The following is a 15,435-nucleotide window of genomic DNA, read 5'->3' on the forward strand; positions in this document are numbered from 1 at the left end:
AACTCTCCCGGCCTCCATCGGCCGGGAGAGTTTTTCGTTGTCTCCCTGTTGGATCCGGCCCGGTGATTCGGGACGAAAGGCGTACAACCTCCCGGTCCGGGGGGACACGTGTGGCACTGTGGGGAGATGGCGCAGACGTGGGCAGGGCTGGACCGGCATGCCCTCGATCCGGACGATCCCGAGTCCGCCGACTCTCTGTGCGCACGGATCGACGCCGCCGCCGACCTGCACGCGTTCGTCGCCGAGCCCGGACGGCGTGAGCGCCTACGGCGCGATCTCCGCGATCTCACCGCTCTGGCCGGCTCCGGCACGGGTCACGGTCTCGACAGGCCCGCGCTCTTCGGCGTCCCGGTCGGGGTGAAGGACATCTTGCACGTCGACGGACTGCCCACGGCCGCCGGATCGCGGCTGCCGCCGGAGGTGCTCGCCGGTCCCGAGGGCGGTGCGGTCACCCGGCTCCGGGACGCCGGCGCGGTGCTGGCGGGCAAGACGGTGACCGCGGAGTTCGCCTCCGTGGCGCCCGGGCCCACCCGTAACCCGCACCGGCCGGGTCACACGCCCGGCGGTTCCAGCAGCGGGTCCGCGGCGGCAGTGGCCGCCGGACTGGTGCCGCTGGCGCTGGGTACGCAGACGGTCGGCTCGGTGCTGCGCCCGGCGGCGTACTGCGGGATCGTCGGCTTCAAGCCCGGTCACGGCCGGATCCCGGCCGACGGACTGGTGCCGAACGCCCCGACCTTCGACACGGTCGGCATCCTCGCCGTCGACGTGGACACCGCGGCCAGGGCGGCCGGCGTCCTGTGCACGGACTGGCGCCCGGACCTGGTGGCCGATCCGCCGTCGCGGGGGCTCCCCGTGCTCGGCGTACCCGACGGTGCTTACCTGCGGCAGGCGACCCCGGCGGCCCGGCAGGCGTTCGCCGCGCAGGTGGAGACGCTGACCGCCGCCGGTTACACCGTCCGCCGGATCGGGATGCTCGACGACGTCGACGAGGTCAACCGGCGCAACCGGACGATCAACGGCTTCGAGTTCGCGCGGGTGCACGAGCGCTGGTTCGCGGCGTACGCCGATCTCTACCACCCGCTGACGGCCGCCGCGGTCCGCGACGGACAGCGGGTGTCCGAGGCCGAGTACGCCGACGCGCTGGCACGGCGGCAGCACTTCGCCGACGACCTGGTGCGGCGCATGGACGCCGAGGGGATCGACGGGTGGATCGCACCCGCGGCGACCGGACCCGCCCCGGCGAGCCTGGACTCCACCGGAAGCCCGCTGATGACGCTGCCCTGGACCCAGGCCAGGCTTCCGTCGGTGAGCGTGCCGGCCGGTCTGGTCGACGGGCTGCCGGTCGGGCTGCAGTGCGTGGGCCGCCCGGGCGCCGACGAGACCCTGCTGGCCTGGGCGCGGCGGTTGGCAGCCGCCATGGGAACTACCCGACGACGCGAAGGACTTCGATGAGCGGTTCGCAGATTGTGGCCATGGGCCACTACCAGCCCCCGAAGGTGCTCACCAACGACGACATCGCCCGGCTGGTCGACACCAACGACGAGTGGATCCAGAGCAGGGTCGGCATCCGTACCCGCCACATCGCCGAGTCGGAGACGGTGGACGAGATGGCGGCCGCCGCGGCGGAGAAGGCGCTGTCGGCCTCAGGGCACACCGCGGGCGAGGTCGACCTGGTGGTCGTCGCCACCTGCACCGCGGTCGACCGGTCGCCGAGCATGGCCGCCCGGGTCGCCGCCCGCCTCGGGATCGCCGCACCGGCGGCGTACGACATCAACACCGCCTGCTCGGGGTTCTGCTACGCGCTCGCCACCGCCGATCACGCCATCCGGGCCGGTGCGGCGCGCGCGGCGCTCGTGATCGGGTCGGAGAAGCTGTCGGAGGTCACCGACTGGACCGACCGGTCGACCTGCATCCTGGTCGGCGACGGAGCCGGTGCCGCGGTGGTGACCGCGTCGGAGGAGCCGGGGATCGGGCCTGTGGTGTGGGGTTCGGCGCCGGAACTGGGCGACGCGGTGCGCATCGAGGGCCAGCCCGGGGTGTTCAGCCAGGAGGGCCAGGCGGTGTTCCGCTGGGCGACCACGAAGCTCGCGCCGATCGCCCGGGAGGTGTGCGCGCGGGCCGGCGTCGCCCCGGCCGACCTCGCCGCGGTCGTACCCCACCAGGCCAACCTGCGCATCATCGAGCCGCTGGTACGCCAGCTCGGCGCGACGAACGCGGTGCTCGCCCGGGACCTGGTGGAGTCGGGCAACACCTCGGCGGCCAGCGTGCCGCTGGCGCTGTCGAAGCTGGTCGAACGCGGCGAGGTGCCGACGGGTGCGCCGGCGTTGCTGTTCGGGTTCGGCGGCGGACTGGCGTACGCCGGACAGGTGGTGCGCTGCCCCTGACCGAGGGGCTGTCCCGCTGACCCTGACCGAGGCTCCGGAGGTGACTCAGGAGCCGAGGTTGCCCCGGATCCGCTCCAGCGCCCGGATCAGCGCCGCGCGGTCGTCCTCGTCGAACCCGGCCAGCGCCCGGTCCGACAGCGCCCGCGTCTCCGCGTCCAGGACGCCCTCGAGTTCCCGCCCGCGCTCGGTGAGATGGATGCGGACCAACCGGCGGTCGCGGAGGTCAGGTTCGCGGGTGACGAGCCCGGCGGCCTCCATCCGGATCGCGGCCCGGGTCACGGTGGGGGTGGCCAGGCCGAGTCGGCGGGCGAGCTCACCGGGGGGGAGGCCGTCCTCCTTCCACAGCTCCCTGAGCAGGAACTGCTGGCCGTCGCGGACGCCGTGTGCGCGGTAGGCCACGTCGGCCGCCTCGGCGAGGGCCCGCTTGGTGGCCCAGAAGACGCCCTGGAACTCATCGCGTGGGAAGCTGCGCGGCATCGTCGTCACGGCGTCATTCTCCCTCGCCGGCGGCGGCCCGGATCGCGTCGGTGAGCCGCGCGACTGCGGTGGCGACGGCGTTGTCGGGCAGGTTGCCGTAGCCCAGTACGAGTGCCGGCCGGGCCGGGTCGGGGTGCAGCCGGTAGCCGTCGAGGTCGGCGAGCCGGACGCCGCGGGCGGCGGCCCGGGCGACGACGGTCGCGGCGGGAGTGTCGGGTCGCAGGTGGAGGACGAGGTGCAGCCCGGCGGCGACGCCGGACAGCTCGCACCGGGGCAGGCTCGTGCCGAGTGCGGCCACCAGGGCGTCCCGCCGGTGGCGGTACCGGTGCCGGGCCGCGCGCAGGTGCCGGTCGTACCCACCGGTCTCCACGAACGACGCCAGCGCGAGCTGGTCGATCACCGGCGGCCCGGACGTGCGGTGCTCCGGCGTCTCACGGAGCGCGGCGGCCCAGCGGCCCGGCGGGAGAAGCCAGCCGATTCCGATGGCCGGTGACAGGGTTTTCGACAGTGAGCCGAACAGCGCGACCCGGGCCGGGTCGGTTCCCTGCAGGGTGCCCACCGGCCGCCGGTCGTAGCGGAACTCCGCGTCGTAGTCGTCCTCGAGCACGACCCCGTCGACCTCCCGCGCCCAGGCCAGCAGCGCAGCACGGCGGGCCGGACCGAGCACCACGCCGGTCGGGAACTGGTGGGCCGGTGTGACGACCACGGCACGCACCCGCGGATCATTGGCGAGCTCGTCCACCAGCAGCCCGTCGCCGTCGACGGGGATCCCGACGGGTTCCAGGCCGACCCGCTCCAGCGCCTCCCGCAGCCGGGTCCAACCAGGGTCCTCGACGCCGATGTGGGTGTGTCCCTCGGCGCGGAGCATCCGGCCGAGCTGGGTCACCCCGTCGGTGACACCGGCGGTGATCCGCAGGTCACCGGCATGTGGATGGGCGCCGCGGCAGCGGCGGAGATAGTCGGCGAGGACCTGCCGCAGGTGCGCGGTGCCGCCCGGCGGCGGATAGCCCAGATCGGTGTACGACACGGTGGACAGCTGGGTGCGGACGGCCTCCGCCCAGCGTCGCCGGGGAAACTCGCGCAGGTCCGGCAGACCGGGAGCCAGGTCGTACGGTGTGCCGACCGACGCTCTGGTCGGCCCGGTCGCGTGCGTCCGTGCGCCGGGCTGACCTGCGGGCTGACCTGCGGGCCGGCCGGTGGGCCGACTGGTGAGCTGGACGACGGACCGGGTGGTCGGCTGGACGGTCCGGTGTCCGGTCGGTGCGTCCGCGCGGACGACGGTGGCCGAGCCGGTCCGGGCGGTGAGGTAGCCCTCCGCGACGAGTTGTTCGTACGCCTGGGTGACCACCCACCGCGAGCAGCCCAGGTCGACCGCGAGGGCGCGGCTGGGTGGCAGCGCGCTGCCGGCCCCGAGTCGGCCGGTCCGGATCGCGTGCCGCAGCGCCCGGGTGAGGCGTTCGTGCAGCGGCCCGGAGCCCTCGACGTCGAGGAGGGTGTCCCAGGCCAGTTTGGCTCGGGTGATCGCCATGTTCAGGGATCGTACGCCCGCACCAATCCCCGGCCAATCCACAGCCGAGCTCCGCCGAACCTCCGCCGAGCCGCCACCAGGACCGCGGTCCGCCCTGCCGATCCCGTACACCCGTCAGCACGCCCATCGACGCCCATCAACCGATCGGTTGATCGCAGGTGTGGCCGGTCGGGCGATCCGCCCGGCCCCACCCGACCGCCAGACTCGAAGCCACCGGAGCCAGCCACCGGAGCCAGCCACCGGAGCCAGCCACCGGAGCCAGCCACCGGAGCCAGCCACCGGAACCAGCCACGGAAAGACCCGGCCGAGCGTCCGGCCGTACGACGAAAGGGCGGCGCCATGCCGGTCATCGAGGTGTCCCACCTGCAGAAGCGGTACGGCGAGAAGGTCGCGGTCGACGACGTCTCGCTCACGGTGGAGGCCGGTGAAATCTTCGGCATCCTGGGCCCCAACGGTGCGGGCAAGACCACCACCGTCGAGTGCGTGAGCGGTCTGCGGACCCCCGACGCGGGCGACCTGCGGGTGCTCGGGCTGGACCCCCGCCGCGACCGGGCCGCGCTCCGCGAACACCTCGGCTGCCAGCTCCAGGAGAGCGAGCTGCCCGGCCAACTGCGGGTGCGGGAGGCGCTGGAGCTGTACGCCTCCTTCTACCGCGCGCCGGCGGACTGGCGGGAGCTGACCGAACGGCTGGGGCTGGCCGGCCAGCGGAACACCGTGTTCGCGAAGCTGTCCGGAGGGCAGAAGCAACGGGTCTCCATCGCGCTGGCGCTGATCGGCAACCCCGAGGTCGCGATCCTGGACGAGCTGACCACCGGCCTGGACCCGCAGGCGCGCCGCGACACCTGGAACCTGATCGAGCAGGTCCGCGACAGCGGCGTCACGATCGTGCTGGTCACCCACTTCATGGCCGAGGCCGAACGCCTCTGTGACCGGCTCGCGGTGATCGACTCGGGCCGGGTGGTCGCGGTGGACACCCCGGCCGGCCTGGTCGCCCGCACGGGAGGCGAGCAGCGGATCAGGTTCCGGCCGTCGGCGCCGCTGCCCGACGACGTCTTCGCCGACCTGGTGGACGTGACCGGTGTGAGCCGGACGGGCGACCTGGTGGTCGTCACCGGGACCGGCGACGTGCTGGCCGCAGTCACCTCCACCCTGGCCCGGCGCCAGGTCGTCGCCCACGAACTGCGGGTGGAGCAGGCGAGCCTGGACGACGCGTTCGTCGAGCTCACCGGCCGGGCCCTCGCCAACTGACAGCCAGCCGACAGCCCGCCCCACCAGCCGACAGCCCAACCCACCAGCCCAGCCCAACCCACCAGCCCAGCCCACCCCACCAGCGGGCATCCCACCGCGGCCCGCCGACCCCCGCACCGGAAAGAGAAACCCCATGTCCGCCCTGGCCAAGCTCACCGCCGTGGAGGCGAAGCTGTTCCTCCGCGAGACCGGGATGGCGGTACTGACCATCGCCTTCCCCACCCTGCTCCTGGTCGTCCTGGGCCTGATCCCCGCACTGCGCCGGCCGGACGAGCTGTTCGGCGGCATGCGGTTCGTGGACGTCTTCATGCCCTCGCTGATCGTCCTGGTGCTCGCCCTGCTCGGGGTGAACACGATGCCGACCCGGCTGGCGGGCTACCGGGAGAAGGGCATCCTGCGCCGGTTGTCGACCACCCCGGTGCACCCCCGCAACCTGCTCGCCGCCCAACTCGTCGTGAACGCCGTCGTCGCGCTGGTGGCGATCGGCCTGCTGATGCTCGTCGGGTACCTCGCCTTCGACGTGCCGATGCCGCGCCACCCGCTCGGTTTCGCCGCGGCCCTGCTGTTCGGCGGGGGGTCGATGTTCGCGCTGGGGACGCTGGCGGCGGCCACCGCGTCGAGCACCCGCGCGGTCGCCGCGATCGCGATGCCGATCTACTTCGTGTGCATGTTCCTCGGCGGGGTGTTCCTGCCCCGGTACCTCCTGCCCGACCTGGTGGTGACGCTCGGTCAGTACGCGCCACCGGGGGTGCAGGCGCTGCAGGATGCCTGGACCGGCGGCGGCCCGCAGCTGCTCCAGCTGGCGATAATGGCGGCGATCGCCGCGGTCGCCGCCGCGGTCGCCGCCCGGATGTTCCGCTGGGAGTGATCTCGCGGTGTGGGCAGATTCGCAGGCGGCGGATTCTCCGTCCGGAGCGCCGTGATCAGGGAGGGAGGCGGTCCGATGGCTTCGCGGCGGTTCAGCGTGCGGCGATGGGAGAGCCTGGAGAGCCCGGTCTACACCGTTCTCCCGTACGTCCTGCTGGTGGCGTCCATGGTGCCCACCGCGATCCAGGCGGGCTCCTGGTCCGCGACGCGCATCTCGGTCGGGCTCGCGGTGCTGACCGGCGTCTGGGTCTACGCCTGGATCACCCGGCGTCCCACCCTGGTCGAGCGTCCGGCGTACGCACGGATCTACTTCGCCGGGTTCGTCGTCCTGTCCGCCGCGATGGTCGTGCGGAGCCCGTGGTTCGGGATCTTCGTCTGGGTCGGTTACCTGCACGCGGGTGCATTCCTGCGTGGGCGCTGGAGGTACGCCGGGATCGCGCTGACCGGACTGATCGCCGCGAGCTCCCAGACCGGCGGCGGCCTGCCCAAGGCCGACCCGTACTACCTCGCGGCGCTCGGCGTGCTCCTGCTGGTCAACGTCGGCATCGCCAGCATCGTCACCTTCTTCGCCATGGCCAACGAACGCGAGCACGAGGAACGCCGGCGGACCGTCAGCGAGCTGGCCGAGGCCAACCAGCGGCTGCAGGACGCCCTCGCCGAGAACGCCGGCCTGCACGCCCAACTGCTCACGCAGGCGCGGGAGGCCGGGATTCTGGACGAGCGCCAGCGGATGGCCCGGGAGATCCACGACACCCTCGCCCAGGGGCTGACCGGCATCATCACCCAACTCGAGGCGGCCGCCCTGGCGGGACCCGCCGGTGACGGCGCCGACGTCGAGGCGTGGCGACGGCATCTGGACAACGCCACCCGGCTGGCCCGGGAGAGCCTGTCGGAGGCGCGGCGTTCGGTGCGCGCGATCCGGCCGGAGGCGCTGGAGACGGCGCGGCTGCCCGAAGCGCTCGCCGAGGTCGCGGGCCGCTGGTCGACGCTGCACGGCGTGGCCGCCGAGGTGACCACCACCGGGACCGCCCGCCCGCTGCATCCGGAGGTGGAGGTGGCGTTGCTGCGGACCGCGCAGGAGGCGCTGACGAACGTCGCCAAGCACGCCCGGGCGACGCGGGTCGGACTCACCCTCTCCTACATGGAGGACGTCGTGTCGCTGGACGTCCGCGACGACGGGATCGGATTCGTACCGGCGGCCCTCTCCGCCGGGCCGGTTCCGGCCCCGGTGCCGGTCCAGGTGCCGGCACAGGTCGGCGGCCCGGCGGCCGAAGGAGCTGAACCCGTCGCGAACGCCGACTCTCCGGCCGACCTCCCGTCCCACGCCCGCCCCGACCAGGGCCACTACGGCCTGACGGCGATGCGGCAGCGGGTGCAGCGGCTGGCCGGCCGGTTCGAGGTGGAGTCCGAGCCGGGCGCCGGCACCGCCCTGTCGGCCGTCGTACCCGCGATCGACGCCGGGGGTACGCCATGACACCGCCGACACCGCCGACACCGCCGACTCCGCCGACCTCGCTGCCCACGCCCGCCGACCCGATCCGGGTGCTGATCGTCGACGACCATCCCGTCGTCCGTGACGGATTGCACGGGATGTTCGGCGCCGACCCGAGGTTCGAGGTGGTGGGCGAGGCCGCCGACGGTACCGAGGCGGTCCGCATGGTGCCGCAGTTGCGGCCGGACGTCGTTCTGATGGACCTGCGGATGCCGGTGATGGACGGGGTCACGGCGATCACCCGGCTGGCCGAGGCCGGTACGCAGGCGCGGGTGCTGGTGCTCACGACGTACGACACCGACAGCGACGTGGTGACTGCGATCGAGGCGGGCGCGACCGGCTACCTCCTCAAGGACGCTCCTCGCGAGGAACTGTTCCGCGCGGTGGTGGCGGCCGCCCGCGGAGAGGCCGTGCTGTCCCCCGCGGTGGCGACCCGGCTGCTCGGTCAGGTCCGGCGGCCGGCGGTGGAGCCGCTGAGCCAGCGGGAGCTGGAGGTGCTCGGCCTGATCGCGCGCGGCTCCACCAACCGCGAGGCCGCCGCCAAGCTGTTCATCAGCGAGGCGACGGTCAAGACGCACCTGCTGCACATCTACGGCAAGCTCGGTGTGAACGACCGGGCCGCGGCGGTGGCGGTCGCGTTCGACCGTGGACTGTTGATGCCCGGTCGCAGCTGAGCAACGGCGAGTTCGGCGGCCTTTCTCGCGCTGGCCATCGTCACCTCGCCGAGCATGCCCGGCGCGGCCACCTGGTCACCGACGAGGAAGACGCCGTCGCCGCGGTCGATCGCCGGCCGGTCCAGCCAGCTCGTCCCGGGCAGGTCCACCGCGCCCGTACGCCCGGACGCCACCGCGTCGCGCCGCCACGTCACGCGGTCCCGCCAGCCGGGCAGGGACAGGTCGAGCGTCCTCTCCAGCCGGGCAATCCCCGCCGCCTTCGACTCGCCCAGCCGCAGCGGCAGCTGGGCCTGGACCAGCGAGTGTCCCGCGGGTGCGAGGGACGGATCGGGAACGGTCACGCGCTCGACGAACCCCGCCTCGTCCAGGTCGAACACGATGAACGGGTCGCCGCGGTGCTGACGCAGGCCCAGGTCGAGCAGCACCGCCCGGCCGCTCTCCCAGGTCAGCGCGGGATCGCCGAGTAGTCGCCGGGCCGCGGGCAGCGAGGTGGCCACGATCACCGGTCTCCGCGTCGGTACGGCGTCGACCCGGGCGCAGGTCTCGATCACGACGCCGAGCTCGCGGGCCCGCGCGGCCAGCCGGTCGACCATGGCCTGCCAACCACCGACGACGTAGCGGGCGGCCGGTCGTCCGGGCCGGACGAGCCGCTGGAACCGTTCCCAGACGTACGCCGCGGACAGCCTCCCCGGGTTGTGGTCGTACACCGTCACGCCAGTGGCGGCGGCCAGCGCGGGCGCGGCCCGGTCACCGAACCGGCCGCTCGCCCAGCTGGTGAAGTCCTGGTCGACGGGTGCCCGCAGGCGCCGGTGGGCCGCGGCGGCGAGGACGTCCCGGGACGGCAGGGTGCGCAGCCGGCCTTCCTGGCGGAACCGCAGCCGGAACGTCGCCCCCAGCGGCGCCGGCCTGGCGGGGGTGGCCAGGCCGCGTTCGACCAGCCACGACCAGTGCGGGCCGTCGCTGTAGAGCGCGTGCGGGCCGTCGTTCGTGACGTACGGCATGCTCGTCGACCGCGCTCGGCCGCCCAGCGTGCGGTGCGCCTCCAGGAGCTGGACCCGGGCGCCCTGCTCGGCCGCCGCGATCGCGGCCACCAGCCCACCCAGTCCGCCGCCGATCACGGTGAGGTCGGCAGGTCCGGCCTTTCCGGGATGGTCGGCACGGACGGTGTGGTCGGTGTGGTCGGCACGGACGGTGTGGTGCGTCATCGTTACCCCTTCACAGGTGCCGCCCGCCCGACTCGGCAGACGACACCAGCACGACGGGGTACGCCGGTCGGACGTGACACGGAGGCTCCCGAAGTCCGGGCTAAGAGAGGCCGACCGGGTCTCCCACGGCCGCGATGTCGTGCAGGCCGTGCAGCTTGTCCGGGTTGACCTGGAGGTGAATGGTCGTCACCAGCCCGTCCACGACGTCCAGCGAGAACACACTGTGTGGCTCTCCGCGCGAGGTGACCACCAGCGCCAACCGCCCGTTGACGGAGGCGAGGTAGGCGCGCGGTTCCGGTGGCGGCTTCTGGGCGATGCCGGTCAGGAAGCGGGCCACCTTGTCCGCGCCCTCGATGACGCGCAGGGCCGCCTTGGCCACGCCGCCGCCGTCGCTGTGCAGAGCGACGTCGGGGGCGAGGAGGTTCATCAGCCCGGCCAGGTCGCCGGAGTTCGCGGCCGCCAGGAAGCGTTCGGTCGCGTCCCGCTGGGTGCCCCGGTCAGTCTCGAACCTCGGCCGGCGCGACTCCACGTGCTGGCGGGCACGCCGGGCGAGCTGGCGGACGGCCTCCTCGGACCGGCCGAGCGTCTGGGCGATCTCGGCGTGGGAGAACCCGAACGCCTCCCGCAGCACGAACACCGCGCGTTCCAACGGGGACAGGGTTTCCAGCACCACCAGCATCCCGAACGACACCGAGTCGGCCAGCGCCACGTCGTCGGCGATGTCGGGCGCGGTGAGGATCGGCTCGGGCAGCCACGGCCCGACGTACGTCTCGCGCCGGTGCTGGGCGCTGCGCAGCCGGTCGACGGCGAGGTGGGTCACCACCCGGACGAGGTACGCGCGGGGATCCCGCACGCTCGCGTGGTCCACCTCGCGCCAGCGCAGCCAGGCGTCCTGGACGACGTCCTCGGCGTCGACCGCGCGGCCGAGGACGCGGTAGGCGACGCCGAACAGCAGGTCCCGGTGTTCGTCGAAGACCGCCGTCGGGTCAGCGGGGATGCCGGGGTCGCCGGGATCTCCGGCGTCGCCGGAGTCGAGTGCGTCCGCGCCCTCCGCCTGCGGCTCCTCGACCCCACCAGGGCTCTCCGGATCGTGCGCCATGGTCATGACCGCGCCTCCTGTCACCCCGCCGAGCTGCCGCCGCGAACTCGACCGTAGACGAGGCCGGCCGGTAGTTGGTGACATGCCGGGCGGCCGGTCGCGGGCGGCCGGCCGGTCGCGGCGTTCTCCGGGTTGGCGTCCTGGGGTTTGATGGGGGTACGGCGGGAGCCACCTCGACGGAAGGACCCACACGCGTGAGCATCTACGACACCCCTGTACGAACGCTGGCCGGTGCACCCGGATCCCTGGGCGACCTGGCCGGGCGCGCCCTGCTGGTCGTCAACGTCGCGTCCAAGTGCGGCCTGACTCCGCAGTACACCGGCCTGGAGAGGCTGCACGAGCAGTACGCCGACCGCGGGTTCTCGGTTGTCGGTTTCCCGTGCAACCAGTTCGGCGGGCAGGAGCCGGGCACGGCCGAGGAGATCCAGGAGTTCTGCTCGACGACGTATGGCGTGACGTTCCCGATGTACGAGAAGATCGAGGTCAACGGGCCCGACCGGCACCCGATCTACGACGAGCTGACCGCCGTGCCCGACGCCGAGGGCGAGGCCGGCGACATCCAGTGGAACTTCGAGAAGTTCGTGATCTCGCCGGACGGCAAGATCGTCGCGCGGTTCCGCCCCGGGACCGACCCGGACGACCCCAAGCTGGTGGAGACGATCGAGCAGAACCTGCCGAAGTAACCGCGCCGCGACCCCGGAGGCCGCAGACGGGCGCCGGGCCGGCGGTCGTCTGCGGGGTCTCGCCGGGATCGTCGGGGAGGGGGCGAGATGCCCGACTACGGGCGGGATCTGGCGTTCGGGTACTTCCTGGTGCCGAACGCCGCCGACCCGCTGTTGGACACCGCCCGGGAGCTGGAGCGGGCTGGTTTCGACTGCGTGGGCGTCCAGGACCACCCGTACCAGCGCCGCTACGTCGAGACGTGGACGCTGCTGGCGATGATCGCCGCCCGCACCGAGCGGATCCGGGTCTTTCCCGACGTGGCCAACCTCGCCCTGCGCCCGCCGGCCGTGCTCGCCAAGGCCGCCGCGAGCCTGGACGTGCTCAGCGGCGGGCGGTGCGAGCTCGGCCTGGGCAGCGGCGCGTTCTGGGACGCGATCGAGGCGTACGGCGGCACCCGGCGCACGCCCGGCGAGGCGATCACCGGTCTCGGCGAGGCGATCGAGGTGATCCGGCTGCTGTGGAGCGGGCAGCGCGACCTGCGGTACGAGGGCCGCTTCCATCGGCTCGCCGGGGCGACCGCCGGCCCGGTGCCCGCGCATCCGATCGGCATCTGGCTGGGTGTCCACGGCCCGCGTGCACTCGCGCTGACCGGACGATCCGCCGACGGATGGCTGCCCTCCCTCCGCGACGGCGACGTCGGTGCGCTGGTCGAGGGGGCGGCCCGGATCGACGAGGCCGCGCTGGCAGCGGGCCGCCGTCCGGCCGACGTACGCCGGATTCTCAACGTCGCCGGAACGCTCACCGCCGGCCGGTCCGAGGGACTCCTGCGCGGTCCCGCCGGCCAGTGGGTGGACGAGCTGACCGACCTCGCCGTGGGCCTCGGGTTCGACACGTTCGTGCTGGGGGCGGACGACGCGGACCAGTGGCGGCGGTTCGCCGCCGAGGTGATCCCCGCCGTCCGCGACCAGGTCGCCGCCGAACGCGCCTGATCCTCCCTTCGCACTGTCAGCCGCAGGACCTGAGGTGCCGCGCCGTGGTCACCCGGAGCAGGCCGGCGGGAGACGCGCGGCGCGGGTGAGGGCCGCTCCCCTGTTCGGGTGAACCTGCCTCCCCTCTCCGCCGGAGTTCGGCGCCCGGCCCACACGTGCGGGGTTACGTTGGCGGCTGTTGGCCACCGTGGGCGGTCGTGGCGCCGATGTCGCGTGCGAGTCGTGCGCCCCGCTCGGCGAGGGGAGCGGCATGGGCCTTCGGGACATCCTGCGCGACATTCCGGACCAGGCGCGGCGGCGTGACCTGGGATCTCGGCTGAGGTGGAGGCTGCGGCCGGTGATCGCGCCGTTCGAGCCTGGCCGGCGCACCCGGCGCATGGTGGGCGCGGGCGCGATCCTGGCGGTGGCCGCGGTCACCGCGATGCTGATCGGCCCGACGAACGAACTGTCCTCGAACGGTCCCACCTGGCCGATGTCCCCGCATCCCACGACGGACAACCCGGTCTCGCGTACCAACGGCTTCTACGTCGACCGGCGCGGCCAGCCCACCGCCTGGGTCCGTGACAACCCCCGCGACCCGCGGCGGGCCCTGATCGCGGAGGGGATCGCGCAGCGGCCGGTCGCCAGGTGGTTCCTGGGCGGCTGGGACGACGCCACCTCGGCGCGGGAGTACGCCGCGAGCGCCGCGCGGGCACACCGGCTGCCAGTCCTGGTGGCGTACAACATCCCGCACCGCGACTGCGGCGGCTACAGCGCGGGCGGCGCGTCCGACTCCGCGGCCTACCGGTCCTGGATCGACGGGCTGGCCACGGGGATCGGCTCCCGCCCCGCCGTGGTGATTCTCGAACCCGACGCGCTGGCCGGGCAGACCTGCCTGCCCGCGGCGTTGCAGCGCCAGTACGACCAACTGATCGCGTACGCCGTGGACCGGTTCCGCGCCGTCTCACCCGGTACGTGGGTGTACGTCGACGCCGGGCACGTCGCCTGGGTGTCGCCCGAAGTGATGGCGGAGCGGCTGCGCCAGGCCCACGTGGCGAACGCGCGTGGCTTCGCCCTGAACGTCTCCAACTACCGGTCGACGGACGCGAACGTCGACTACGGCCACGCGATCGCCGACGCGCTCGGTGAGAAGGGGATCTCGTCGCGGTTCCTCGTCGACACCAGCCGCAACGGCCGGCCGAGCGAGGACGTGCAGTGGTGCAACCCGCCTGGTCAGCGGGTCGGGCTGGCACCACGTCTCGGCGGCGCGGACGGGCTGGACATGCAGGTGTGGGCGCGGCCGCCCGGTGAGTCCGACGGGCAGTGCGGCGTCGGCGCCACCTTGCGGGCGGGCGAGTTCAGCCCCACCCTCGCGTACTCCCTGCTCACCGAGACCGACCCGCCCGGCTGGCGGCCCGGCCTGGCGCTGGGCCTTCGCCGCGGCGCCGACCTGTGGGCCGTCCTCCGTACCAGCTGAATCTCCCGCGCCCGACCGCGGCCGGCGGCGAATCGGATCGCGGCCCTGGCCGGTGCGGTCTGTCGTCTCGGCCGGTTCCGCTGGTCTCGTCGGATTCTTCCGCGGAAGAATCCGCGCTCGAGAATCCCGGTCTCCGGCTCGGTCAGTCCGATCGGGTGGGCAGGCCGGCGGCGGCCCAGGCGACGAAGCCACCCTCGACGTCGGTCGCGAGGTGCAGGCCGAGGTCCTGCAGCGCGGCCGCCGCGAGGCTGGACGTGTAGCCCTCCGAGCACAGGACGAGGACCTCGACGTCGTACCCCGTCGCCTGCGGCAGCCGGGCGTCGCTGGCCGGGTCGAACCGCCACTCCAGGACGTTGCGTTCGACCACCAGCGCACCCGGCACCGCACCCTCGACCTGCCCCTCCCGGGCCCGCTGCTCGCTGGGGCGGATGTCGACCAGCACCGCGCCAGACCGCACCCGGTCGTACGCCTGCTCCGGGCTGAGGCGGGTGAGCCGGGCGCGTGCCCGCGCGAGGACATCGTCGATCGTGCGGCGTACGGGCGCGGCCCGTTCGGGCGAGGGGTGCTCCGGCCAGGGATGCTCCGGCGTCGGCCTTACGGGCGTGGTCACCAGTCGACTCCTACGCGTTCTGAGGACAGCACGGTCAGCCGCCGGTCCACCACGGCGTACCTCGTCATGGCAGTGAGTTCGGGCGCGTACGCGTGGACGCTGACCGCGGGGACGTCGCCGGTGTTGGCGACGTCATGGACGTGTTCGTACCCGAAGCCGCGGACCTGACCCGCGCCGAAGTGCCGGCGGGTGGGGCGTACCACGGTGCCGGGACTGATCCGGCCGGTGGGCGGCGCGTCGGCCGGGGTGACGGTGGTCTCGGTCAGCGCACCGCGCACGACGGTGAACGCGCCGAGGGCCTCGCCGTGGTCGTGCAGCCCGGTGCCCTGTCCCGGCAGCCAGGCGATCAGCCACACCTCGTGGTCCGGATCGACGTCGAGGCGGGCGTACCAGCGTTCGTCGCCGTGACCGAAGCGCAGCTGGTCCTGCCACAGTCGCGGGTCGGCGGCGACCCGGCGTACCAGCGCGGCCGCGGAGGCAACGCTCGGCACGTCGACGCCGAACCGCCCGCCCGCGGTGCGGCCGCCGGTGAAGGGGACGGAGGTGGAGGAGGCGGAGGTGTCGCTGAAGTTCAGGGATGTCGCGGACATGGGTGTCTCCGGGGAACGAGTCGAGCCGACGATGGGTTGCTCGAACCGCTGGTCCCACGCCCGTGCCGGGCAGGTGTCCTCCGGGCAGGTCAGGCGGACGGACCAGCGGCGCACCGACACCGCTGGTCGAAGTGGTCGCCCCGCCGACCGTTC

The 15,435-nt window shown here is 73.6% G+C and carries 15 protein-coding genes; 9 read left to right on the top strand and 6 right to left on the bottom strand.

The features are described 5' to 3' along the window. Positions 1–126 precede the first annotated feature (126 nt). Both ABZV93_RS05420 and ABZV93_RS05425 read left to right on the top strand, forming a co-directional pair. Entirely contained in the window at positions 127–1,452 is a 1,326-nt protein-coding gene (locus ABZV93_RS05420) for an amidase (RefSeq protein ID WP_354930751.1), read from the top strand. Next, positions 1,449–2,384: a beta-ketoacyl-ACP synthase III gene (locus ABZV93_RS05425; protein ID WP_354930753.1), complete on the top strand. Its 936-nt coding sequence runs from the start codon at positions 1,449–1,451 to the stop codon at positions 2,382–2,384. The genes ABZV93_RS05420 and ABZV93_RS05425 overlap by 4 nt, the downstream gene beginning before the upstream one ends. 45 nt (positions 2,385–2,429) lie before the next feature. Here ABZV93_RS05425 and ABZV93_RS05430 read toward each other — a convergent pair whose 3' ends face one another. Both ABZV93_RS05430 and ABZV93_RS05435 read right to left on the bottom strand, forming a co-directional pair. Continuing rightward, complete coding sequence (locus tag ABZV93_RS05430) at positions 2,430–2,861, bottom strand: MarR family transcriptional regulator (RefSeq protein ID WP_354931370.1); 432 nt, start codon at positions 2,859–2,861, stop codon at positions 2,430–2,432. Positions 2,862–2,874: 13 nt separating this feature from the next. After that, positions 2,875–4,389: a PLP-dependent aminotransferase family protein gene (locus ABZV93_RS05435; protein ID WP_354930756.1), complete on the bottom strand. Its 1,515-nt coding sequence runs from the start codon at positions 4,387–4,389 to the stop codon at positions 2,875–2,877. A gap of 339 nt (positions 4,390–4,728) precedes the next feature. On the opposite strand from ABZV93_RS05435, the gene ABZV93_RS05440 reads away from it, so the two are divergent. From ABZV93_RS05440 to ABZV93_RS05455, 4 genes are all read left to right on the top strand, one after another. After that, positions 4,729–5,637 carry an ABC transporter ATP-binding protein gene (locus tag ABZV93_RS05440; RefSeq protein WP_354930759.1) on the top strand — a complete coding sequence of 303 codons (909 nt, stop codon included), beginning with the start codon at positions 4,729–4,731 and terminating at the stop codon, positions 5,635–5,637. A 133-nt stretch (positions 5,638–5,770) separates the two neighbouring features. Next, positions 5,771–6,505 (top strand): ABC transporter permease, encoded by a 735-nt coding sequence (locus ABZV93_RS05445; RefSeq protein WP_354930762.1) that lies wholly within the window; start codon positions 5,771–5,773, stop codon positions 6,503–6,505. A 75-nt stretch (positions 6,506–6,580) separates the two neighbouring features. After that, entirely contained in the window at positions 6,581–7,978 is a 1,398-nt protein-coding gene (locus tag ABZV93_RS05450) for a sensor histidine kinase (protein WP_354930765.1), read from the top strand. Then, a complete protein-coding gene (locus ABZV93_RS05455; RefSeq protein WP_354930768.1) occupies positions 7,975–8,670 on the top strand; it encodes a response regulator transcription factor in 696 nt (231 codons plus the stop codon). Before ABZV93_RS05450 ends, ABZV93_RS05455 begins: the two co-directional genes overlap by 4 nt. Here the strand turns inward: ABZV93_RS05455 and ABZV93_RS05460 are convergent. Further along, the gene (locus ABZV93_RS05460; protein ID WP_354930771.1) at positions 8,586–9,875 is read right to left on the bottom strand and encodes an NAD(P)-binding protein; all 1,290 of its coding nucleotides are present in this window, start codon (positions 9,873–9,875) and stop codon (positions 8,586–8,588) included. The two genes, ABZV93_RS05455 and ABZV93_RS05460, sit on opposite strands and share 85 nt — an antisense overlap. Before the next feature lie 100 nt (positions 9,876–9,975). Continuing rightward, the gene (locus ABZV93_RS05465; protein WP_354930774.1) at positions 9,976–10,980 is read right to left on the bottom strand and encodes an RNA polymerase sigma-70 factor; all 1,005 of its coding nucleotides are present in this window, start codon (positions 10,978–10,980) and stop codon (positions 9,976–9,978) included. A 188-nt stretch (positions 10,981–11,168) separates the two neighbouring features. On the opposite strand from ABZV93_RS05465, the gene ABZV93_RS05470 reads away from it, so the two are divergent. The 3 genes from ABZV93_RS05470 (at position 11,169) to ABZV93_RS05480 (ending at position 14,082) form a co-directional block, all read left to right on the top strand. Next, positions 11,169–11,657 (top strand): glutathione peroxidase, encoded by a 489-nt coding sequence (locus ABZV93_RS05470; RefSeq protein ID WP_354930777.1) that lies wholly within the window; start codon positions 11,169–11,171, stop codon positions 11,655–11,657. 87 nt (positions 11,658–11,744) lie between these two features. Beyond that, positions 11,745–12,626 (top strand): LLM class flavin-dependent oxidoreductase, encoded by an 882-nt coding sequence (locus ABZV93_RS05475; RefSeq protein ID WP_354930780.1) that lies wholly within the window; start codon positions 11,745–11,747, stop codon positions 12,624–12,626. 250 nt (positions 12,627–12,876) lie between these two features. Next, a complete protein-coding gene (locus tag ABZV93_RS05480) occupies positions 12,877–14,082 on the top strand; it encodes a glycoside hydrolase family 6 protein (protein WP_354930783.1) in 1,206 nt (401 codons plus the stop codon). A gap of 142 nt (positions 14,083–14,224) precedes the next feature. Here ABZV93_RS05480 and ABZV93_RS05485 read toward each other — a convergent pair whose 3' ends face one another. Together ABZV93_RS05485 and ABZV93_RS05490 are read right to left on the bottom strand one after the other, a co-directional pair. Next, the gene (locus ABZV93_RS05485; RefSeq protein WP_354930786.1) at positions 14,225–14,692 is read right to left on the bottom strand and encodes a rhodanese-like domain-containing protein; all 468 of its coding nucleotides are present in this window, start codon (positions 14,690–14,692) and stop codon (positions 14,225–14,227) included. Then, positions 14,689–15,282 (bottom strand): cysteine dioxygenase family protein, encoded by a 594-nt coding sequence (locus ABZV93_RS05490; protein ID WP_354930789.1) that lies wholly within the window; start codon positions 15,280–15,282, stop codon positions 14,689–14,691. Before ABZV93_RS05490 ends, ABZV93_RS05485 begins: the two co-directional genes overlap by 4 nt. Between the last annotated feature and the right edge of the window lie 153 nt (positions 15,283–15,435).

Origin of the sequence: Actinopolymorpha sp. NPDC004070 (genome assembly GCF_040610475.1) — a bacterium.
Classification (GTDB): domain Bacteria; phylum Actinomycetota; class Actinomycetes; order Propionibacteriales; family Actinopolymorphaceae; genus Actinopolymorpha.

Coding starts and splice junctions, on each gene's coding strand:
- ABZV93_RS05420 (WP_354930751.1), top strand. CDS start 127: ATGGCGCAGACGTGGGCAGGGCTGGACCGGCATGCCCTCGATCCGGAC.
- ABZV93_RS05425 (WP_354930753.1), top strand. CDS start 1,449: ATGAGCGGTTCGCAGATTGTGGCCATGGGCCACTACCAGCCCCCGAAG.
- ABZV93_RS05430 (WP_354931370.1), bottom strand. CDS start 2,861: ATGCCGCGCAGCTTCCCACGCGATGAGTTCCAGGGCGTCTTCTGGGCC.
- ABZV93_RS05435 (WP_354930756.1), bottom strand. CDS start 4,389: ATGGCGATCACCCGAGCCAAACTGGCCTGGGACACCCTCCTCGACGTC.
- ABZV93_RS05440 (WP_354930759.1), top strand. CDS start 4,729: ATGCCGGTCATCGAGGTGTCCCACCTGCAGAAGCGGTACGGCGAGAAG.
- ABZV93_RS05445 (WP_354930762.1), top strand. CDS start 5,771: ATGTCCGCCCTGGCCAAGCTCACCGCCGTGGAGGCGAAGCTGTTCCTC.
- ABZV93_RS05450 (WP_354930765.1), top strand. CDS start 6,581: ATGGCTTCGCGGCGGTTCAGCGTGCGGCGATGGGAGAGCCTGGAGAGC.
- ABZV93_RS05455 (WP_354930768.1), top strand. CDS start 7,975: ATGACACCGCCGACACCGCCGACACCGCCGACTCCGCCGACCTCGCTG.
- ABZV93_RS05460 (WP_354930771.1), bottom strand. CDS start 9,875: ATGACGCACCACACCGTCCGTGCCGACCACACCGACCACACCGTCCGT.
- ABZV93_RS05465 (WP_354930774.1), bottom strand. CDS start 10,980: ATGACCATGGCGCACGATCCGGAGAGCCCTGGTGGGGTCGAGGAGCCG.
- ABZV93_RS05475 (WP_354930780.1), top strand. CDS start 11,745: ATGCCCGACTACGGGCGGGATCTGGCGTTCGGGTACTTCCTGGTGCCG.
- ABZV93_RS05480 (WP_354930783.1), top strand. CDS start 12,877: ATGGGCCTTCGGGACATCCTGCGCGACATTCCGGACCAGGCGCGGCGG.
- ABZV93_RS05490 (WP_354930789.1), bottom strand. CDS start 15,282: ATGTCCGCGACATCCCTGAACTTCAGCGACACCTCCGCCTCCTCCACC.